This window comes from Pseudomonas sp. R2-7-07 (assembly GCF_003852355.1).
In the GTDB taxonomy this organism is placed as follows: Bacteria; Pseudomonadota; Gammaproteobacteria; order Pseudomonadales; family Pseudomonadaceae; genus Aquipseudomonas.
In genome coordinates, this window is record NZ_CP027759.1 from 754629 (window position 1) to 776079 (window position 21451).

The window sequence follows — 21451 nt, forward strand, 5'->3', positions numbered from 1 at the left end:
GCACGATGGGGTAGGGTTGTGGTCGGAATGTTTGACCGCACCCGGACAATTGATGTGCATGAACTCAAGTGATTGAAAGGATATCGCCATGCTGGACTGGAAAAACCGCGAAGGCAGTGCCAAAGGCCCCGCCCCTGAGCCCAAGTCGGCCAACCGCAGCTACGTTCGCAACCTGCTGATGAGCCGCGCCTTGCTCAGCGTGATCTGCTTGTACTTGCTGGTCGCCGGTGGCCTGGGTTGGTATTGGAGTCAGGAACCGGCGTTGTTCCCGGTCCAGCAAAACGCCCAGCTGGCCGCCGAGAAGGAAGGCAAGCAGATGGTGATCGGCTACACCACCGTCGAAACCCTGAAAACCGTGGTCGGCACCTTGCTGAACAAGCCCGGTGGCTACATTTCCAACGACCGTTTCCCGCCAGGCCTGTGGATGGACAACATGCCCAGCTGGGAGTACGGCGTGCTGGTGCAGGTGCGTGACCTGACCCGTGCCTTGCGCAAAGACTTCGCCCGTTCCCAGTCGCAGTCGGCTGAAGACGCTGACCTGGCCAAGGCCGAGCCGCGTTTCAACTTCGACAACAAGAGCTGGGTGCTGCCGTCCAGCGAGTCGGAATACCAGGAAGGCATCAACTCCCTGAACCGCTACGAAGCACGCCTGTCCGACCCGAACCAGAAGGGCGCGCTGTTCTATTCCCGCGCCGACAACCTGAACAACTGGCTGGGCGATGTCGCCACCCGCCTGGGTTCGCTGTCGCAACGCCTGTCGGCCAGCGTGGGCCGGGTCAAGCTGAACACCGCGTTGAAAACCGAAGCGCTGGCGCCGGGCGAAGTGCCGCAGGTCGATGAGGAAGTGGTGGAAACCCCCTGGATGCAGATCGACAACGTGTTCTACGAGGCCCGTGGCCAGGCGTGGGCACTGTCCCACCTGCTGCGCGCCATCGAAGTCGATTTTGCCGACGTGCTGGCCAAGAAAAACGCCACCGTCAGCGTGCGCCAGATCATTCGTGAGCTTGAGGCCTCGCAGGAACCGGTGTGGAGTCCGATGATTCTCAATGGCAGTGGTTTCGGCGTACTGGCGAACCATTCGCTGGTAATGGCCAACTACATTTCCCGGGCCAACGCTGCAGTGATCGACTTGCGTCAGCTCCTCAACCAGGGTTGATGATGGACGCTACTCAAAGGGAGGCCGCCCACCGGGTAGCCTCCGATGCTGAACTGATCTGCTGGGTCGACGAGCAGGACAACCTGCTCGGCCACCTGGTCAGGTCCGACCTACGCCGGCGTGGCTTGATCGGCCGTTGCACCTTCATATTCCTGTTCAATGCCAAGGGTGAGTTGTGCGTGCATCGGCGCACCCTGAGCAAAGCACTGTACCCGGGGTTCTGGGACACGGCTGCGGGCGGGATGGTCGCGGCAGGGGAAACCTATGCCGATTCGGCGGCCCGTGAGCTTGCAGAAGAACTCGGCGTCAGCGGCGTGGAGTTGACCGAACATGACCATTTCTATTTCGAAGACGGCGACAGCAGGCTTTGGTGCACCTCCTACTCTGCGGTATGGGACGGGCCACTGTGCCTGCAGCCCGAAGAAGTCATGGAAGCGCGCTTCCTGCCGATTGAAACGGTGTTGAGCGAGGCGAAACACAAGTCTTACTGCCCGGACGCTCAAGAGGGCCTGCGGCGCTATCTGGCGTTGCGTCGCTAAAGTTGCATGAAATGGCGCCATTTGGCCCTTAGCAACTTGGCTTTTTGCCGTTACACTGCGCCACTTTTCATCCCCTAGAGGATTGCCGGTGGCCAAGAAAGCCGCATCCTTCGCCGCCCTGGGTGGCCTGGTATTTTCCACCGACGCAGGTCGACACTGCCCGGACTGTCGTCAGCCCGTGGACTCGTGCACCTGCAAACACACCCTGATTCCCGAAGGCGACGGCATTGCCCGCGTACGCCGCGAGAGCAAAGGCCGTGGCGGCAAGACGGTGACCACCATCACCGGCGTGCCGCTGGCCGAAGAGGCGCTCAAGGAGCTTGCCACCGCGCTGAAAAAGCGCTGCGGCACCGGTGGCGCGTTGAAAGACGGGGTCATCGAAATCCAGGGCGATCACGTCGAACTGCTGTTGGCCGAGTTGATCAAGCTCGGTTACAAGGCCAAGAAGTCCGGCGGCTGAAAGCCTCTTCCCAACCTGTGTCTAAACTCTGTCCTGCAAGCGAGGTCTACCTCCCTCACAGGCAAATCGTCATTTTCATTCTTTAGACTGCGCCAGCCTCCGCTTGAGGTGGCGCCTTCGCCTTCATTTATAGGGGACTTCGATGTCCGTACGACGCACACGCAAAGACGATGGCAGCCAATGGACAGTTGCGGACAGCCGTAGCGTTTATGGGATTCGCCATTGGGGGGCCGGTTATTTCGCGATCAATGAAGCCGGTCGCGTAGAAGTCCGTCCGAACGGTCCGAACAGCACGCCCGTCGATCTGTACGAGCAAGTCGACGCGTTGCGCAAAAGCGGCCTGTCGTTGCCGCTGCTGGTGCGCTTCCCCGATATCCTGCAAGACCGTGTCCGCCAGCTCACCGGTGCCTTCGATTCGAACATCGAGCGCCTGGAATACCAGAGCCAATACACCGCGCTGTACCCGATCAAGGTGAACCAGCAGGAAGCGGTGATCGAGAACATCATCGCCACCCAGAACGTCTCCATCGGCCTGGAAGCCGGCTCCAAGCCTGAGCTGCTGGCCGTATTGGCCCTGGCGCCGAAGGGCGGCACCATCGTCTGCAACGGTTACAAGGACCGTGAGTTCATCCGCCTCGCGCTGATGGGCCAGAAGCTCGGCCACAACGTGTTTATCGTGATCGAGAAAGAATCCGAAGTGGGGCTGGTGATCGAAGAGGCTGCCAGCCTCAAGGTCAAGCCCCAGGTCGGCTTGCGTGTGCGCCTGTCGTCGCTGGCCTCGAGCAAGTGGGCTGATACCGGCGGTGAAAAGTCCAAGTTCGGGTTGTCGGCGGCGCAACTGCTGTCGGTGGTCGAGCGTTTCCGCGCGGCGGGCCTCGACCAGGGCATCCGCCTGCTGCACTTTCACATGGGCTCGCAGATCGCCAACCTGGCCGACTACCAGCACGGCTTCAAGGAAGCCATTCGTTACTACGGCGAGCTGCGCAACCTCGGCCTGCCGGTGGACCACATCGACGTCGGCGGCGGACTGGGCGTGGACTACGACGGTACCCACTCGCGTAACGCCAGCTCGATCAACTACGACATGGACGACTACGCCGGCGTGGTGGTGGGCATGCTCAAGGAATTCTGCGACGCGCAGAGCCTGCCGCACCCGCACATCTTCTCCGAAAGCGGCCGTTCCCTGACCGCCCACCACGCCATGCTGGTGGTGCAGGTGACCGACGTCGAGAAACACAACGACGAAATCCCGACTATCGAAAACAAGGAAAGCCTGCCCGAAACCGTGCAATGGCTGGTGGACCTGCTCGGCCCGACCGATATCGAGATGGTCACCGAAACCTACTGGCGCGCCACCCACTACATGAGCGACGTGGCTACCCAGTATGCCGACGGCAAACTGACCCTGGCCGAGAAAGCCCTGGCCGAACAGTGCTACTTCGCCGTGTGCCGCCGCCTGCACAATTCGTTGAAAGCCCGCCAGCGCTCGCACCGCCAGGTGCTGGACGAACTCAACGACAAGTTGGCCGACAAGTACATCTGCAACTTCTCGGTGTTCCAGAGCCTGCCGGACACCTGGGCCATCGGCCAGGTGCTGCCGATCCTGCCGCTGCATCGCCTCGACGAAGAGCCGCTGCGCCGCGCCGTGCTGCAAGACCTGACCTGCGACTCCGACGGCAAGATCAAGCAGTACGTCGACGAGCAGAGCATCGAGACCAGCCTGCCGGTACATGCCCTGAACGAGGGCGAAGACTACCTGCTGGGTATTTTCCTGGTGGGGGCTTACCAGGAAATCCTCGGTGACATGCACAACCTGTTCGGCGACACCGACTCGGTGAACATCTACCAGCGTGAAGACGGTTCGGTGTACAGCGCCGGTATCGAGACCCACGACACCATCGAAGACATGCTGCGCTATGTGCACTTGTCGCCGGAAGAGTTGATGACGCATTACCGTGACAAGTGCGCGAGCGCGAAGATCTCCGCGTCGGAGCGCACCCAGTTCCTGGATGCGCTGCGCCTGGGCCTGACGCGGTCGTCGTACCTGTCCTCGTAATAGCAACTGATACAGCTCTAAAAATGTGGGAGGGGGCTTGCTCCCGATAGCAGTGGATCAGTCAGAACATTAGTGGCTGACACACCGCAATCGGGAGCAAGCCCCCTCCCACATTTGGATTGCATTTCTTCAGTTGGCGCCCAGCCACAGGCCCTGCCGATTCAACCGCCACGCAATCGCCCACAGGGTTAGACTGCGCACCGCCATGAACACCAGGAAGGTTATCCACAACCCGTGGTTGCCCAGCCCCTGCAGTGCCCAGGCGAGCGGCAGCACCAACAGCACCGTCAGCAACATCCCATTGCGCATTTCCCGCGCCCGCGTTGCGCCGATAAACAGCCCATCCAGTAAATAACTCCACACCGCAATCAACGGCAATACCGCAAGGTAGGGCAGGTAGATATCGGCGGTTTCGCGCACGCTGGGAATATCCGTCTGCATGGCGATAAACACATGGCCGCCGAAGGTAAAGAGCAATGCGAAGCCCAGGCTGGCGATCAATGACCAGCCACAGGCCACCACCAATGAACGTCTCAACGCCTGGCGATCATGCGCACCGATGGCGTGGCCGCACAGGGCTTCCACCGCGTGGGCCAGGCCGTCCAAAGCGTGAGCGGTCAGCAGCAGGCCGTTGAGCAGCAGCGCATTGGCCGCCACGGTCGCATCCCCCAGGCGCGCACCTTGTACCGTGATCATGAAGAACACCGACTGCAACGCCAGGCTGCGGATAAAGATGTCGCGGTTCACCGCCAGCAGCGGGCGCCAGCTTTCCCACAGTTTCAATGCGCCCCAGGCGATATGCCCAGGGTAGGCGCGCAGGGCTTTTTGCGTGAGAGCCAGGCCGAGCAGGGCGCCGGTCCACTCGGCAATTACCGAGGCGCGGGCCGAACCGACCACGCCCCAGTCCAGGCCGAGCACGAACCACAGGTTCAGCGCGATATTGACCAGGTTGGTGGTCAGCAGAATCGCCAGCGGCGCCCGGGCGTTCTGGGTGCCGAGGAACCAGCCGACCAGCGCATAAGTGGCCAGTGCGGCAGGCAAACCAAACAGGCGCGTATGGAAGAACTCGCGGGTCAGCTGTTTCAGTTCGGCGGAGGGCTGCATCCACTCCAGGGCCAGATGGCTCAGCGGAATGCCGACGGTTCCCAGCAACATCGCCAACCCCAGCGCCAGCAACAAACCCTGCAGCAGGATTTGCCGCAAGGCCGCGCCGTCATTACGCCCGGCGGCCTGTGCGGCGAAGCCGGTGGAGCCCATGCGCAGGAAACCCATGGCCCAGGCGAGGAAGGTATACAGGCTGGCCCCGACGGCCACGGCGCCCAGTTGGTGAGCGTGGGGCAGGTGGCCGATGACCATGCTGTCGACCAGGGCTACCAGCGGCACGGAGATATTCGACAGGATCATCGGCGCGGCCAGGGCCCAGACACGGCGATGGGTGGGGCGGTGGCGCCAGTCGGCGAGCAGGGTGGTCATGAAGGCTCCTTGGTGGAGCGGCATTGTACCCGGCCCTCAGTCACACAGCAGATCCAAATGTGGGAGGGGGCTTGCTCCCGATGGCAGAGTGTCAGACAACTGATTTGTTGCTGATGTACCGCTATCGGGAGCAAGCCCCCTCCCACATTTTGATCTGCATTGTTTGTGGGATTTGGTTTAGCCCGAATGACGCCGAGAACCAACCCACCCTCCGTCGGTCAATGTGACCGGCGCCACAGCGGCTTGCCCGGCGCTGATATATAGTTCACCCCCGGTTTCCTCTGACGACGAGTGCCCCATGCTTAACAAAGGATTGTTCCTGGCCTGCGCGCTGGCCCTGCTGAGCGCCTGCGATTCTTCCGATAAACCGTCTGCGCCCTCCGCCCCGGCGGCGAGCGTGGCGCCCAAGCCGGCCAAGGCGGCAGTGGATGTGGCGGCGTTGAAGCAGCGCTACGCCGGGCGCGAGTTGAGTGTGGTGGACGTGTCCGAGGTGCAGTTGGATGGGGCCAGCACCTTGTCGGTGAGTTTCTCCATTCCCCTGGACCCTGATCAGAAGTTCGCCGACAAAGTCCATCTGGTGGACAGCACCTCGGGCAGGGTCGATGGCGCCTGGGAACTCTCCGACAACTTGATGGAATTGCGCCTGCGCCACCTGGAGCCGCAGCGCAAGCTGGTGCTTACGGTTGACCCTGGCGTCAAGGCGGTGAATAACGCCCTGCTGCCCGCCGAGTACAGCGCCCGCCTGGAAACCCGTGACCTGCAAGCCACCGTCGGCTTCGCCAGCCGCGGCACATTGTTGCCCACACGCCTGGCTGAGGGCTTGCCGGTGATCGCGCTGAACGTCGACAAGATCGACGTCGAATTCTTCCGCATCAAGCCCGAGTCCCTGCCGTCGTTCCTCGCGCAGTGGGGGCGCAATACCAGCCTGCAAAGTTACGAGTCGCGCGAATTGCTGCCGATGGCCGATCTGGTCTACGGCGGGCGTTTCGACTTGAACCCGGCGCGCAACACCCGCGAAACCCTGTTGCTGCCGATCGCCGGCCTCAAGCAATTGCAGCAGCCCGGTGTGTACCTGGCGGTGATGCGCGCCTCAGGCACCTACAACTATTCGCAACCGGCCACGTTGTTCACCTTGAGCGATATCGGCCTGTCGGTGCACCGCTACGCCAATCGCCTGGATGTGTTTACCCAGGCGCTGGAAGGTGGCAAGGCGCTGAACGGCGTCGAGCTGGAAATTCTCGATGCCGAAGGCCGTGTACTCGGCCAGGGCAAGACCGAAGACGGTGGCCACGCCGAGTTGCCGCTGCCGAAAAAAGCCCAGGTGCTGCTAGCCAAGCAAGGCGAACAGACCAGCTTATTGCGCCTCGACAGCGCCGCGCTGGACCTGGCCGAGTTCGACATCGCTGGCCAGCCGTCCCATCCGCTGCAGTTTTTTGTGTTCGGCCCGCGTGACTTGTACCGCCCCGGCGAAACCGTGCTGCTCAACGCGCTGTTGCGCGACAAGGACGGCAACGCCGTCAAGCCGCAACCGGTGAGCGTCGAAGTGCGCCGACCGGATGAGCAGGTCAGCCGCAAGTTCGTGTGGGACGCCGACGCTTCCGGCCTCTATCAATACGCGCTGCAACTGGCCGGCGAAGCACCGACCGGGCGGTGGCAGTTGGTATTCGACTTGGGCGATGGCAAGCCGCAGCTGTATGAATTCCTCGTCGAAGACTTCCTGCCTGAGCGCCTGGCGCTGGAACTCAAGGGCAGTGACACCGCGCTGAGCCCGGCGGATGACCCGGTCATCCAGGTCAACGGCCGTTATCTGTACGGCGCGCCGGCCTCGGGCAATCGGGTCAGCGGGCAGGTTTATGTGCGCCCGCTGCGTGAGGCGGTCAAAGCCCTGCCGGGCTTCCAGTTCGGTTCGGTCACCGAAGAAGAGCTGAGCCAGGATTTCGAACTGGACGAAAGCACGCTCGACGCCAAGGGCCAGGAAGAACTGACCCTGGAAAGCAAATGGACCGAGGCCAAGTCGCCGCTGCAACTGATCGTGCAAGCCAGCCTGCAAGAGTCGGGCGGGCGGCCGATCACCCGGCGCCTGGTACAGCCGATCTGGCCGGCCGAGCAGCTGCCGGGCCTGCGCGGGCTGTTTGACGGCACTGAAACCAACGGCGATGGTCCGGCGGAATTTGAAGTGCTGGTGGCCAACCAGGACGGGCAGAAACTCGCCGCGCAGAACCTCAAGGTGCGTCTGGTGCGTGAGCGCCGCGACTACTACTGGAACTACTCCGACAATGATGGCTGGAGCTATCACTACAACGAGAAATTCCTCAACCTCGACGAACAGACCCTCGACATCAAGGCTGGAGATACCGCCAAGGTCAGCTTCCAGGTGGAGTGGGGCCCTTATCGCGTGGAGGTCGAAGATCCGCAGACCGGCCTGATCAGCAGCCTGCGCTTCTGGGCCGGCTACCAGGCCCAGGACAACACCGAAGGCGGCGCCGTGCGCCCCGACCAGGTCAAGCTGGCGCTGGATAAACCCGCCTATGGCGATGGCGACACCGCCAATGTCACCGTCACCCCGCCGGCTGCCGGCAAAGGCTACCTGCTGGTGGAGTCCGCCGAAGGGCCGCTGTGGTGGCAGGAAATCGACGTGCCGGCCGAAGGTAAAAGCTTCGCCGTGAAGCTCGACCCGAAATGGTCGCGGCATGATCTGTACGTGAGCGCACTGGTAATCCGCCCTGGCGAGCGCAAAGCCAATATCACCCCCAAGCGCGCGGTGGGCCTGCTGCACCTGCCGTTGGATCGTACCCAGCGCAAGCTTGGCCTCACGCTGACCGCGCCGGAAAAAATGCGCCCCAAACAGCCGCTGACGGTGAAGATCGCTGCCAGGAATGCCGACGGCAGTGTGCCCAAGCAGGTGCATGTGCTGGTGGCCGCGGTGGACGTGGGCATTCTCAATATCACCGAATACCCCACACCCGATCCGTACGCCAGCCTGTTCGGCCGCAAGGCCTACGGCGTGGACCAGTTCGACATCTACGGCCAGTTGATCGAAGCCGGGCAGGGCCGCCTGGCCAGCCTGGCGTTCGGTGGCGATGCGGCACTGGCCAAGGGTGGCAAGCGCCCGGACACCAGCGTGACCATCGTCGCCCTGCAAAGCGCGCCGGTCACCCTCAACGAAAAGGGCGAGGGTGAAGTCAGCGTCAATATTCCGGATTTCAACGGTGAACTGCGCCTGATGGCCCAGGCCTGGAGCGATGATCGCTATGGCATGGCCGAAGCCAAGACGGTCATCGCCGCGCCGCTGATTGCCGAGCTGTCGGCGCCGCGCTTCCTGGCCGGGGGTGACCAGACCACCTTGGCGCTGGACCTGTCCAACTTGTCAGGCAAGGCGCAGAAACTCGAGGTGCAACTGACCGCCGAAGGGCAACTTGAACTGGCCGGTAACGGCGCGCAAACCGTCGAGCTGAAACAAGGCCAGCGCACCACCCTGCGTATCCCGGTAAAAGCCTGGGGCGGCCTGGGGCAGGGCAAAGTGAAGGTCACGGTCAATGGCCTGGACCTGCCCGGTGAAAACCTGCCGCCGTTCAGCCGTGAATGGACCCTGGGCGTGCGCCCTGCCTACCCGGCGTTGCTCAAGCATTACCGCGCCGTGCTCAAGGACCAGCCGTGGAGCTTGCCGGCAGGCACCCTGGAGCAGTTCGACAGCTCTGGACGCGAGGCGTTGTTGAGCCTGTCCAGCCGGCCGCCGTTGAACCTCGGCGCGCAGATCAGTGCGCTCAAGGCTTACCCCTACGGCTGCCTGGAACAAACCGCCAGCGGTCTGTACCCCTCGCTCTATGCCGACGACGCGCTGCTCAAACGCCTGAGTATCAAGGGCGAGCCGGATGCCGAGCGTAAACGCAAGATCGAGCTGGGCATCGAACGCCTGCTGGGCATGCAGCGCTACAACGGCAGCTTCGGTTTGTGGGGCGCTGACGGCGAGGAAGAATATTGGCTGACCGCCTACGTCACCGACTTCCTGCTGCGCGCGCGCGACCAGGGTTTTGCCGTACCGCCCGAGGCGCTGAAGAAAGCCAGTGAGCGTCTGCTGCGCTACGTGCAGGAGCGCAACCTGATCGAAGTCGACTACAGCGACAACGCCGACCACACCCGTTTCGCCGTGCAGGCCTACGCCGGCATGGTCCTGGCGCGTAGTCAGCAGGCGCCGCTGGGGGCCTTGCGCAGCATCTTCGAACGCCGCAGCGATGCGCGTTCCGGCTTGCCGCTGGTGCAGCTGGCCATCGCCCTGCAGAAAATGGGCGACCAGCCGCGTGCGGACCAGGCGTTGCTCGCGGGCCTGGCGGCGCAGCGCAGCGCCAAGGAATGGTTGGCCGACTACGGCAGCCCATTGCGCGACCAGGCGATGATCCTGGCCTTGCTGGAAGAAAATGACCTGGCCAAGGGCAAGCGCGAGGAACGTTTGTTTACCCTGGCGGACCAGTTGGCGGCCAGCCCGTATCTGTCGACCCAGGAGCGTAATTCACTGTTCCTCGCTGGGCGCCTTGGGCTCGCCCAGCCAGAGGCGAGCTGGCAGGTGTCGCTGACCGGCAGTGGCGCGGTGCGCGAACTGAACAATCAGCAATCGACGCTGCAACTGGATGACAAGCTGCTGTCCAGCGACCTGACCCTGAGCAATCAAGGGGAAACGCCGGTGTACCAGCAACTGACCCTTTCCGGTTATCCACAAGTGCCACCGGCAGCGGGCGGCGAGAATCTGAGCATCCGTCGCGAATACCTGGGCATGAACGGCCAGCCGCTGAACCTGCACAGCCTCAACAGCGGTGATTTGGTGTTGGTGCACTTGGCGGTCAGCGCCAAACAACGGGTGCCGGACGCCCTGGTGGTCGACCTGCTGCCCGCCGGCCTGGAACTGGAAAACCAGAACCTGGCGCAGAGCGCTGCCAGCCTGGAGAACGCCAGCAGCCAGGTGAAGGAGTGGCGCGAATCGATGCAGAATGCCTCGCTCAAGCATCAGGAGTTTCGTGATGACCGTTATGTGGCGGCGATGAATCTGGATGGCTACGGTGGCACGACGCACTTGCTCTATCTGGCGCGGGCTGTAACGCCGGGCACCTACCGCGTGCCGCCGCCGCAGGTGGAGTCGATGTACCGGCCGAACTGGCAGGCGGTGGGGGAAACACCGGCAGATATGGTGATCAAGGGCCGCTGATCGCTCAACCTGGAATCGAAACTAATGTGGGAGGGGGCTTGCTCCCGATAGCTGAGTGTCAGCCAATGATGTTTTGACTGATTCACCGCTATCGGGAGCAAGCCCCCTCCCACATGGGATTGGGGACATTCTTGGATCTAGTGCACAACCCAACTGAGCAGCCACAACCCCAGGATCAACCAGATAATCCCCATGATGATCGACGCACGCATGAACGCCCGCACGGCTGAGTACAGCAGCAACAGGCCGACGATCAGGGTAAGGATGCTGATGATCGAGGTGTCCATGCCCAGGGTGCGTGACAAGCCATCGATAAAGTTGCCGCCGGCGTGGGTCAGGGCTCCGAACAAGCCGCTCAGACCGTCGACGATAAAGCGGATGACGGAGCCGAGCGCCTGGCCCAACCACTCGAAAAAGCTTTCTACCTGCATGTGCGTGTCCTGATAAGAAGGTGGGCGTAACTGTGCCTTTGGTCGTTGTAGCGACAGGCGAGTTCCCTACAAGCATAGAGGTTTGCCCGCTTGAATTTGCGTTTTGTTGCCCGCTGGACACTGGTGAGCCTGTTGTTGGCGATTGCCCTGCTATGGCTGGCCGACCGTATCTGGCCGTTGCCGTTGCCCCAGGACGACCTGGCGCGGGTGGTGTTGGCCGAGGATGGCACGCCGTTGTGGCGCTTTGCCGATGCCAATGGCGTGTGGCGCTATCCAGTGCAAACCAGCGAAGTCTCAGCGTATTACCTGGACGCGTTGCTGACCTACGAAGATCGGTGGTTCTATCGGCACCCCGGGGTAAATCCGTTGGCATTGGCGCGGGCGACGTGGCAAAACCTGACCGGCGCACGGGTGGTGTCGGGCGGCAGTACGTTATCGATGCAAGTGGCGCGTTTGCTCGATCCGCATTCGCGCACCTTCCTCGGCAAGTTGCGTCAGCTGTGGCGTACCGCGCAGTTGGAGTGGCACCTGTCCAAGGAGCAGATCCTCAACCTGTACTTGAACCGCGCGCCGTTCGGCGGCACGTTGCAGGGCGTGGCGGCGGCCAGCTGGGCTTACCTGGGTAAATCCCCGGCGCAATTGACCCACGCCGAAGCGGCCCTGCTCGCGGTATTGCCCCAGGCACCGAGCCGCTTGCGCCCGGACCGTCACCCGCAGCGCGCCCAGCAGGCCCGCGATAAAGTGCTGCGCCGGCTCGCCGAGTTCCAGGTATGGCCGCAATCGGCGGTGGATGAGGCGCTGGAAGAACCGCTGCTGCTCGCGCCGCGCCTGGAACCGAGCCTGGCGCCGTTGCTCGCGCGGCGCTTGAACCGTCCCGACAGCCCGCCGTTGATCCGCACCACGGTGGATGCCACGTTGCAGCGCCGTCTGGAAGACCTGCTGCTGGGCTGGCGCGCGCGTTTGCCGGAACACACCTCCGCCGCGATCCTGGTGGTCGAGGAGGAGACCATGGCCGTGCGGGCCTACCTCGGCTCGGTGGATATCAATGACGCCAAGCGCTACGGGCATGTGGACATGATCAGCGCGCTGCGCTCGCCCGGCTCCACCTTGAAGCCGTTCCTCTATGGCATGGCTCTGGACGATGGCTTGATTCATTCCGAATCCCTGCTGCAGGACGTGCCGCGACGCTACGGCGATTACCGGCCGGGCAATTTCTCCATGGGCTTTACCGGGGCGGTGCCGGCAAGTACGGCGCTGTCCAGCTCGCTGAACCTGCCGGCGGTGCAATTGCTGGAAGCCTACGGGCCGAAACGCTTTGCCGCGCAGATGCGCATCGGCGGCATGCCGTTGGCGTTGCCGGCATTGGCCGAACCGAACCTGGCGTTGATCCTCGGCGGCGCGGGCAGCCGCCTGGAAGACCTGGTCAGCGGCTACAGTGCGTTCGCCCGCGACGGCAAGAGCGCAACCCTGCGCTTGCAGCCGGATGACGCGTTGAGGGAGCGGCCGTTACTGTCGCCGGGAGCGGCCTGGATCGTGCGGCGTATTCTCAGCGGCCAGGCGCGCCCCGACCGCGACCCACGTGCCGAACTCGTGCAACGCCCGACGCTGGCCTGGAAAACCGGCACCAGCTATGGCTTTCGCGACGCCTGGGCGATTGGTGTCGGCCCGCGTTACCTGATCGGCGTCTGGATCGGTCGACCAGACGGCACGCCTGTGCCAGGGCAGTTTGGCCTGGCGTCGGCGGCGCCATTGATGTTGCAGGTGCATGACGTGCTGGCCAACCGCGACAGCCAGCGCGGCATCAGCGCAGCCGTCAAGCCGGTGCCGGCCAATGTCGGCGTGGCGGCCATCTGTTGGCCGCTGGGCCAGCCGATGAGTCGCAGCGATCCCAATTGCCGTCGCCAGCGCTTTGCCTGGACCCTGGACAACACCACGCCGCCGACCCTGCAGGCGCTGGACCAACCCTTGAGCGTGGGGTTGATGGAAAGTATTTGGGTCAACGCCAAGGGGTTACGCGTGGATGCCCATTGCCCCGGCGCAGAAGCGACCAATATCGCCCTGTGGCCGGCGCCGCTGGAGCCTTGGTTGCCCAGGGCGGAGCGCCGCGAAGCGCGCATCCCGGCAGCCGACCCGGATTGCCCGCCGCCGGCCCTGGCCGCCGCTTCGCCGTTGTCCATTGTGGGCGTGCGCGAGGGCGATCAACTGCGTCTGCCCGCTGCCAGTCAACAGGCGCTACGCCTGAAAATCTCCGCCCTGGGCGGGAGCGGGCGGCGGTGGTGGTTTCTTAATGGGGCGCCTTTGGGGGATAGCGCCAATCAGGACAGTATCAATGCCAGCTTCGAGCGGTTGGGGCGTTATCAGCTCAGTGTTCTGGATGAGGCGGGGCAGACCGCCAGGCTGGAGTTCAGTGTTGTTGATTAGGGCCTCATCGGGGGCAAGCCCCCTCCCACATTTGATTTGTGAACACATTCCAGTGTGGGAGGGGGCTTGCCCCCGATAGCGTCCTCAAGCCCACCACCGCTATTCACTTGCCTTCAATCTCCATCCCCCTGAAGCTATACCCATTCAGGAGCCCCCAATGAACCTCGAACACCTCACCGAACGCCTGCACCGCATCCGCGATACCAACGATTGGAAGCAGTTCCACAGCCCGAAAAACCTGGCCATGGCCGCCAGTGTGGAAATGGCCGAACTGGTGGAGATCTTCCAATGGCTGAGCGAAGACCAGTCGCGCCAATTGCCCGCCGATAAACTGGCCCACGCCGGCCAGGAAATCGGCGACATCGTGCTGTACCTGCTGTTGCTGTGCAGTGAGCTGGGCCTGGACATGAACGAAGTAGTGCGCGCCAAACTCGCCGACAGCGAACGGCGGTTCGCCCATGAGTGATCGGCATTTCGACCAGTTGGCCACGCGTTTTGCCGAGAAGATTTATGGCGGCGCCAAGGGTGCGATTCGCCTGGCGGTGCTGCAGGCCGATCTTACCGAAGCCTTGCCGGACCGCCCGTTGCGCGTACTGGATATCGGCGCCGGGTTGGGGCATATGTCGCTGTGGTTGGCCGAACGCGGCCATCAGGTGACCCTGGCCGAGCCCGCCGAGCCCATGCTCGAAGGCGCACGCCAGCGTTTCGCCGACGCCGGGCAGAACGCCACGTTCATCCATGCGCCCTGGCAAGACCTGCTCGGCCAACTCACCGAGCCCTACGACCTGGTGCTGTGCCACGCGGTACTGGAATGGCTGGCCGAACCCCATGCGATCCTGCCGGTGCTGCACCAATTGACATTGCCTGGCGGCTGGCTGTCCCTGGCGTTTTACAACCGCGACGCGCTGATCTACCGCAACCTGCTCAAGGGCCACTTTCGCAAGATGCGCAAGAACGATATGGCCGGCGAAAAGCAGAGCCTCACACCGCAGCAGCCGCTGGACCCGCGGGAATTGGCGGCGCAACTCGAAGGGCTCTGGCAGGTCGAAAGCCAAAGTGGCGTGCGCGTGTTCCACGACTATATGCCGGTGGAATTCCAGGCGCGCGCCGATCTGCAGGATTTGCTGGAGATGGAGCTCGCTCATCGTCGTCACCCAAGCTTTGCCGGACTTGGGCGTTATTTGCACTGGGTGTGCCGTCCGGTTTAAGCGGCCCAGTCTGCGGAGGTCGAAATGCGTCGTCTCGGTTTGCTTCTGTTGTCTCTCGGCTTAGGCGCCTGTTCCAGCCCTAACCCTTATGTGGCCGCTTCGGCGCCGATGCCACCGGCCCCGGCGCAAGCGGCCACGACCTTCGATGCCAGTGCCTACCCGGCGCCGGTGCGCGACTATGGTGCCTACCGCAATTGGGCCTGGCGTAACGGCCAGTTGCCGGCCGGCACCGCGTGGGCGGATTCGGCCCAGGTGGCCGAAGCGGTCAGCGGCGCACTGGACCAGCGCGGCCTGCGCCCGTTGCACGACAATCGCGCGCCCGACCTGTTGGTCAGCGCCGATGTGCGCCTGGAGAAACGCCTGCGGCAAGTCCAGGATGACTATGGCTACGGCTATGGCGGCTACAACCGCTATGGCAATGGTTACGGCATGTACAACTCGGTGCCGATGGTGCGTACCTATGAAGTGCAGGTCGTGGTGGTGCGGGTTAACCTGTTCGACGCCCGCAGCGGCCAGCCGGTGTGGAGCGCCAGTGCGGAAACGGGCAGCCAGGGCAGCCTCAGCGAGCGTGCGGATGCGCTGCGCCAGGCGGTGCAGAAGGCACTGACGGCGTATCCTCCGCGTTAACCGCTATTCTGATTTAAAGCCTGGACCGAACGTTGGAGAGCCATCATGTTTCGTCGTATCGCTACGCTTGCCGTTGTGCTGCTGCTGGGCGGTTGCCAGAGCAACCAGGTCAACCACGATTTTGACGCCAGCCGCGACTTTGCCGCCTACCGTCACTGGGCCTGGAAGGAGCCGGCGCTGCAATACCGCCCGGATGACCCACGCATCAAGAGCGACCTCACCGAGCAACGTATCCGCCAGGCCGTGGGCGAGCAGCTTGACCAGCGCGGTCTGCGCCCAGCAGCGCCCGGCACCAAGGCTGACCTGAATGTGCAGGCCTACCTTATCGTCGAAGACCGCCAGCAGCAGGTCTCCACCAACTACGGCGGTGCCTGGGGCGGGCCATGGAACGGCTATTGGGGCGCGCCGATGTACAACGAAACGCGCAACATCACTTACAAGGTGGCGACCCTGCAGATTGACCTGCTCGACGGCAAGGACGGCAAGCTGGTGTGGCGTGGCAGTGACGAACAAATCATGGCCAGCTCGCCGAACCCCCAGGACCGCAGCGCGGCCATTCGCAACACCGTGAGCAAAATCCTCGCTAACTACCCGCCGCGCTGATCCTGCCCTTTAGAAGCGCTGCGCCGACAGCGCGTCTACACTCATCGATACCCTAAGGAGAGTAAGCGCACGGCAACTCGCCGGCACAGGAGTGCTCGATGTCTCCCCGACTTCATGGCAAGCAACGCGGCGCCATCGGCTTGATGGCGGTCGGTGTATTGGCAGTGGTGTTGGCGTTCACGTTGCTGGCGGTCGACAGCGGACGGCTTTACCTGGAAAAGCGCAGGCTGCAAGGGGTAGCGGACACGGCAGCGCTGGAAGCTGTCAGCCGCGACGGCACTTGCGCGGCCGGCCTGAGCGCAGCGGCGTATGCGGCGCAAAGCGTGGCCCGTAATCAATTCGTGGTGGGTAACGGCAATACCTTGGTCACCCGTTGTGGCGCCGTGATCACCGGCGCGTCCGGCCAGCGCGTGTTCGCGGCCAACCCCGCAGTGTCGGCGGCGATCGAAGTAGTGGTCAGCAAAACCGTCACCACCAGTGTCGCCGGCGGCGTGTGGTCGTTGTTTTCCGGTAACCCGGTCAGTCTCAATACCCAATTGACCGCGAAGGCCGTGGCGGCGAAGCCTACGCCACCGATGGCCCAGTTGAGCATCAAAAGCACCCTGACCAGCGTCGATACCGCCAGCGCCAGCTCGTTGAACGCGGTGTTCAGCGGGTTGCTCGGCGGCGCGGTCAATGTGTCGGTGCTGGGCTGGAATGGCTTGCTTAACAGCGACATCAATATGCTCAGCTACCTCGACCAGTTGGCCCTCGACCTGCACGTGACCGCCGGTGACTACACCCAGTTGCTCAACACCACGGTGACCGCCTCCCAGTTGCTCCAAGCCGCCATCAGCGTGCTGGGTAACAACCCGTTGACGGTGAATGCCGTGACCGCGCTGGGCGTTATCAAGGTCGCGGCGACCAACCCGGTGCCGCTGACCGTCGGCACAATCCTGCAACTGCAGACCGGCACCACCGCCGCTGCGCTGAACGCCAACCTGCAGGTGTTCCAACTGGTCCAGGGCGTGGTGCAGTTGGCCGGCAGCCAGAGCGGGGCGGCGGCGACCTTGCCCATCAATGTGTTAGGGCTGGCCAATGTCACCACGCAAATCAAGGTGATCGAGCCGCCGCAGCTGTCGGCCATCGGCAATCCGATGCTCGCGGCGGCCAACCCCTTGGGCCCGAACAGGATTTTTGTGCGCACTGCGCAACTGCGCACGCAGGTAACGGTGAGTTTGCCGGTGCTCAACAGCGTGGCCGGCTTGACCACGGCGGTGAATGACCTGGTGGGGCCGCTGACGCCGGTGCTCAACGGCCTGCTGAGCCTGAACCTGGTGACCACGATCAACTCGGCGTTTTGCCTGCTGGGTGCCGGTTGCCAACAACTGGACATCATTGCGGTGCCGGGTAACGTGCCGCTCAAGATCGTGCTGGATGCCGGCGGCGCCAGCACTTATGTCACCGGCTACACCTGCCCGACGGGCAGCGCGGGCACCAAGAGCCTGACCGCCCACACCATCAGCTCGATCGTGTCTTTGAACGTTGGCAACATCAGCAACGCATTTTCGTCCACCCAGCCGATGAGCGTGGCGCCGCTGCCGCTGGTCGATATCGGCATCAAGACCTGCCACAAGATCCTTGGAATCGGCAGTTGTGATCCGCGTGTGGCGTTTGCTGGCGGCGGCATCGCGATCAACGTGCAAAGCACTGTGGCGGGGAGCAACAGTGAGCAGAACCTGGTGTTTTCCAGCACCACGCCGTTCGCCACACCGCCTGATATGGGGCTTGCGCCCAGTTATCAATCGGCTGTGCCGGCTGCAAATTTGGTGAGTGGCCTTTCCGCCGCGCTCAATGGCGTCGGGATCACGGCTTATCGACCCGTGGGGAGCAACCCTTTGGGAAGCGTGGTCGCAAGCACGGTATCGCTGCTCAGCGGCGTCTCCACCCTCGTGACGCCCGTGTTGAATAACGCCCTGAGCCCATTGCTCAACCCTATCCTCAACAACCTGTTGAACAGCCTGAGCATCAGCCTGGCAAGCGTGACCGTGGGCGCCAACCTGAGCTGCGGCCAGGCCGGCGAAGCTTACCTGGTGATTTAAACGTCGCTGGCCCTGGGCAGTTCCACGCAAAACCGCGCGCCGTGCTCGCCGTTGCTGACGCTGAGGCGTCCGCCCATGTTTTCGACGATGCCGTAGCTCACCGACAAGCCCAGCCCGGTGCCCACGCCAATCGGCTTGGTGGTGAAGAACGGCTCGAAGATGCGTTCCAGCAAACGCGGGTCAATGCCACCGCCGTTATCTTCGACCCAGATGCGTACGTGGCGGCTGTCGTGTTCGGTGTGCACGGCGATCCAGGGGCGCAGGTCCGGTTGCTTTTGCTTCAGGCTCAACAGCGCATCGCGGGCATTGACCATCAGGTTGATCAGCACTTGCTCCAGCTGGTCGGCGTAACCTGTGACCTGCACCGAACTATCCGCCTGGGTCAGTTTGACCTCCACGCCTTTGCCGCGCAGGCCTTCGCTGAGCAGCGACAGCGTACCTTCCACCGCGTGCGCCGGGTCGAAGGGCTGCTGCTCGACTTCCGAGCGGCGGCCGAACACGCGCATATGGTCCACCACCCGCGCCGCGCGTTGCACCTGTGCGTCAATGCGCTGGAGTTTTTCCGTCAGGTAGTCGACCTGCACGTCACCATTGCTCAGGCGCTTGAGCACGTTGACGACGGCCATGCGCATCACGTTCAGCGGCTGGTTGATCTCATGGGCCAGGCCGGTAGCCATTTCGCCGAGGGTGGCCATTTTCGCGCTTTGCGTCAGTTGCTGCTGGGAGCGCCGCACTTCGGTGTTGTCGCGGCCCACGGCCTGCACTTCGACCAGATGGCCATGCTCGTCGAACACGCCACGGTCCGACCACACCCACCAGGCATGCTCGCGCCCCGGCAGTTTCAGGCTGATTTCCGCCGTGCTCACGGGAAATTCCGGGGTCAGTTGCTGGATGCGCAGCACAAAGGCTGCGCGTTGTTCTTCCGACAGCCAGTGCCCCAGGTTCAGCCCCGGCAATTGCCCGGGCCGGCATTCCAGGTAGTTGGCCAGGGGCGTGTTGCCAAAGGTGAGGGTCAGGTCCGGGCGGTAGCGGCAGATCATCGCCGGGGAGTCTTCCACCAGGATGCGGTAGCGCTCTTCGCTGGCCGTGACCTGTTGCGCGGCCAACGTGGCTTCGGTGACGTCCAGCCACAGGCCGACCGCCTCCACCGGCAGGCCGAGGTCGTCGCGCAGCAACTTGGCCTCGTCGAGCAGCCAGTGGTAGTCGCCCTGTTTATCCTGGACCCGATAGCGACTGCGCACGCTGCCTTCGCGCAACAGTTGGCGCGTGCGCTGGAAATACAGGTCACGGTCTTGCGGGTGGACCCATTGCACCAGGCTGTCGTGGCTGCATTCGGCGAGGGTGCGGCCCAGCAGCGGCAGCAGGCTGTCGCTGAAAAACACCGGCTGCAAGGCACCGTTCACGTAGCGCTGTACGTAGATCACCGCCGGCGAACTGGCGATCAGGTTATCCAAACGGGCATGGGCGGCGTCGGCTTGCAGTTGCTGGTTTTTGATGTCGCTGACGTCGAGCATGAAGCCGATCCAGCGACGCTGCTCACCCGCGCCCAGCACCTGGCCCTGCACGCGGTACCAGGTGGGTGGTTGGTCGCTGTCGCCACGGTTGAGGCGTACGCTGGCGAGCAAGGGTTTGCCAAGGGCTTGCAGGTCGCGCAGACGGCTGTGCAATTCCTCGCGATCAGCGGGGTGGATGAGGTTGAGCCAGGTGCCCAGGGCTTGCCGGGTCGGGCCGTCTTCGGGGCCCAGGTTGCGCAGCAATTGCGGCGCCAGCTGTATCTCGTCGCTGGCGGGCAGCAACTCCCACCAGCCGGTGCCCAGCAAGCCCTGCAGGGCTTCCTGGCGCTCCAGTTGCAGATGATGACGGTGTTCGCGCAGGCGGCTGAGCAGCGGGGCGGCGAGGGCGGCGGCGAGGTTCAGCCAGTCACGCTCGCGGGTGTCGGGTTCACCGCTGTAGGCCCCGCACAGCAACCACGCGGCGACGCCCTGGCTATCGCGGTAGGGCACGAGGAACCCATCGGCATTGCCAAACACGCTGTGCAAGCGTGGGTGTTCACCGCGCCCGTAAAGTGCCTGCAGGCTCAATGGGGTGGTGCCGTTTAGGCTGTCCAGGCAGGTCCCGAGGCGCTGGCCGGGGTGCCAGAACAGCGGCGCGTCATGCTGGGCGTATTGGCTGTAGATCATCCAGCCCTGGTCCTCTTGATCGAGCAGCGCCAGGGCGATACAGGGGATCTTCCAGCGCTGCGCCACACTGCACAGTTGTTCGTTGAACACATCGGGCAGGCGGCTGAGGCTGCACACGCGCAGTTGCTCGCTGACCTGGCTGGCCAACTGCTGATTCTGTTCGCGCTGCTCGGCCAGTTGCCGCCCGTCAAGCAAATCGCCGATATCCACCGCATGCAGGCGCCAGCCCTGGTCGTCAGGCTCAAGGGTGCCACGGGTGTGCAGCACCTGCCCGGCGCTGCCCTGGAAATCCAGGTCAAGGCTATGCCGCTGCCAGTCAGCGGGAACGCCCTCCACCGCCAGAGCGCTATGGGCCCACAGCAAGGCGTGCAACGGCGTCCCTGCGGCAAAGGGCGCCAGGTGTGAGCGCAGTGTGCCGCTGATATCGAGCACTCGACCTTGAGCATCCAACAGCACCTGCAAACCGGCCGAGGGCGCCGCCGCAGGCGCGATCGCCAGCGCGCTGCCCCGGCCGAGCAGGCGCCCGAACAGTTTGTCCCCGGAGGTCAAAACTGCAGGCTCGACTGGGCCTGCAGCGTCACCGGCAACTGCGGCACGCTGCCAATGCCGGGCAGCACAATGAACGGCATCACCGCCTGCAGATTGGCCGAGGGGTAGTTGATCTGCACCTTCAGCAGACCACCCACGAAGGTGGTGCTGACCTGCGTCGCCGCGTTGAAGTTATAGGTGTTGGGGATCCAGCGCAGGCGTTCGCTGATCGCGCTCTTGGCGGTGCTTTGTACCGCAGCGCTGTAGCCCGGCATCGCCGGGTCCAGCCCCACGCTCAGGCGCACGGCCTCGGCGGTGGCCTGGTTGAACGACTGCAATAACAACAGCGGCAGGCTGTAGCTGACCATGCCGTAGAACACGGCGAAGAACATCACGAACACCGCGACGAACTCAATCGCGGCCGTGCCTTTCTGTTTGTTGGGGAGGCTAGTTTTCATCACCGCGTCTACCCTGACGGCTACTACTTGATA

The 21451-nt window shown here is 63.4% G+C and carries 15 protein-coding genes; 11 read left to right on the forward strand and 4 right to left on the reverse strand.

What is annotated here, in order from left to right; genetic code table 11:
* Nucleotides 1-88 precede the first annotated feature (88 nt).
* The 4 genes from C4J86_RS03175 to speA all read left to right on the forward strand — a co-directional run bounded on the left by C4J86_RS03175 (nucleotide 89) and on the right by speA (nucleotide 4211).
* Nucleotides 89-1156 (forward strand): DUF2333 family protein, encoded by a 1068-nt coding sequence (locus C4J86_RS03175; protein WP_124369442.1) that lies wholly within the window; start codon nucleotides 89-91, stop codon nucleotides 1154-1156.
* Nucleotides 1157-1158: 2 nt separating this feature from the next.
* Nucleotides 1159-1695, forward strand: a complete 537-nt coding sequence (locus C4J86_RS03180; protein ID WP_124369443.1) for an NUDIX hydrolase — start codon at nucleotides 1159-1161, stop codon at nucleotides 1693-1695.
* Between the two features lie 88 nt (nucleotides 1696-1783).
* The gene (locus C4J86_RS03185; RefSeq protein ID WP_124365690.1) at nucleotides 1784-2155 is read left to right on the forward strand and encodes a translation initiation factor Sui1; all 372 of its coding nucleotides are present in this window, start codon (nucleotides 1784-1786) and stop codon (nucleotides 2153-2155) included.
* Nucleotides 2156-2297: 142 nt separating this feature from the next.
* Nucleotides 2298-4211 carry an arginine decarboxylase gene (gene speA, locus C4J86_RS03190; protein ID WP_124361102.1) on the forward strand — a complete coding sequence of 638 codons (1914 nt, stop codon included), beginning with the start codon at nucleotides 2298-2300 and terminating at the stop codon, nucleotides 4209-4211.
* A 129-nt stretch (nucleotides 4212-4340) separates the two neighbouring features.
* Here the strand turns inward: speA and C4J86_RS03195 are convergent, their stop codons facing one another.
* A complete protein-coding gene (locus C4J86_RS03195; RefSeq protein ID WP_124369444.1) occupies nucleotides 4341-5684 on the reverse strand; it encodes an MATE family efflux transporter in 1344 nt (447 codons plus the stop codon).
* A gap of 298 nt (nucleotides 5685-5982) precedes the next feature.
* On the opposite strand from C4J86_RS03195, the gene C4J86_RS03200 reads away from it, so the two are divergent.
* Nucleotides 5983-10881, forward strand: coding sequence for an alpha-2-macroglobulin (locus C4J86_RS03200; RefSeq protein WP_124369445.1), 4899 nt, complete (start codon nucleotides 5983-5985; stop codon nucleotides 10879-10881).
* A 137-nt stretch (nucleotides 10882-11018) separates the two neighbouring features.
* On the opposite strand, the gene C4J86_RS03205 is transcribed toward C4J86_RS03200, so the two are convergent.
* Nucleotides 11019-11312, reverse strand: a complete 294-nt coding sequence (locus C4J86_RS03205) for a hypothetical protein (RefSeq protein ID WP_124365693.1) — start codon at nucleotides 11310-11312, stop codon at nucleotides 11019-11021.
* Between the two features lie 90 nt (nucleotides 11313-11402).
* Here C4J86_RS03205 and pbpC point away from each other — a divergent pair, with 90 nt between their 5' ends.
* The 6 genes from pbpC (at nucleotide 11403) to C4J86_RS03235 (ending at nucleotide 18252) form a co-directional block, all read left to right on the forward strand.
* Nucleotides 11403-13733: a peptidoglycan glycosyltransferase PbpC gene (gene pbpC / locus C4J86_RS03210; protein ID WP_124369446.1), complete on the forward strand. Its 2331-nt coding sequence runs from the start codon at nucleotides 11403-11405 to the stop codon at nucleotides 13731-13733.
* Nucleotides 13734-13890: 157 nt separating this feature from the next.
* Nucleotides 13891-14199 (forward strand): MazG-like family protein, encoded by a 309-nt coding sequence (locus C4J86_RS03215; protein ID WP_124369447.1) that lies wholly within the window; start codon nucleotides 13891-13893, stop codon nucleotides 14197-14199.
* Nucleotides 14192-14941 (forward strand): methyltransferase, encoded by a 750-nt coding sequence (locus C4J86_RS03220; RefSeq protein WP_124361107.1) that lies wholly within the window; start codon nucleotides 14192-14194, stop codon nucleotides 14939-14941. The genes C4J86_RS03215 and C4J86_RS03220 overlap by 8 nt, the downstream gene beginning before the upstream one ends.
* A gap of 24 nt (nucleotides 14942-14965) precedes the next feature.
* Nucleotides 14966-15568 (forward strand): DUF4136 domain-containing protein, encoded by a 603-nt coding sequence (locus C4J86_RS03225; protein WP_124369448.1) that lies wholly within the window; start codon nucleotides 14966-14968, stop codon nucleotides 15566-15568.
* Nucleotides 15569-15613: 45 nt separating this feature from the next.
* Nucleotides 15614-16171 (forward strand): DUF4136 domain-containing protein, encoded by a 558-nt coding sequence (locus tag C4J86_RS03230; protein WP_124369449.1) that lies wholly within the window; start codon nucleotides 15614-15616, stop codon nucleotides 16169-16171.
* A gap of 98 nt (nucleotides 16172-16269) precedes the next feature.
* The gene (locus C4J86_RS03235) at nucleotides 16270-18252 is read left to right on the forward strand and encodes a pilus assembly protein TadG-related protein (protein ID WP_124369450.1); all 1983 of its coding nucleotides are present in this window, start codon (nucleotides 16270-16272) and stop codon (nucleotides 18250-18252) included.
* On the opposite strand, the gene C4J86_RS03240 is transcribed toward C4J86_RS03235, so the two are convergent.
* The gene (locus C4J86_RS03240; protein ID WP_124369451.1) at nucleotides 18249-20981 is read right to left on the reverse strand and encodes a PAS domain-containing sensor histidine kinase; all 2733 of its coding nucleotides are present in this window, start codon (nucleotides 20979-20981) and stop codon (nucleotides 18249-18251) included. The genes C4J86_RS03235 and C4J86_RS03240 overlap by 4 nt on opposite strands.
* Nucleotides 20978-21418: a TadE/TadG family type IV pilus assembly protein gene (locus tag C4J86_RS03245; RefSeq protein ID WP_124369452.1), complete on the reverse strand. Its 441-nt coding sequence runs from the start codon at nucleotides 21416-21418 to the stop codon at nucleotides 20978-20980. Before C4J86_RS03245 ends, C4J86_RS03240 begins: the two co-directional genes overlap by 4 nt.
* Between the last annotated feature and the right edge of the window lie 33 nt (nucleotides 21419-21451).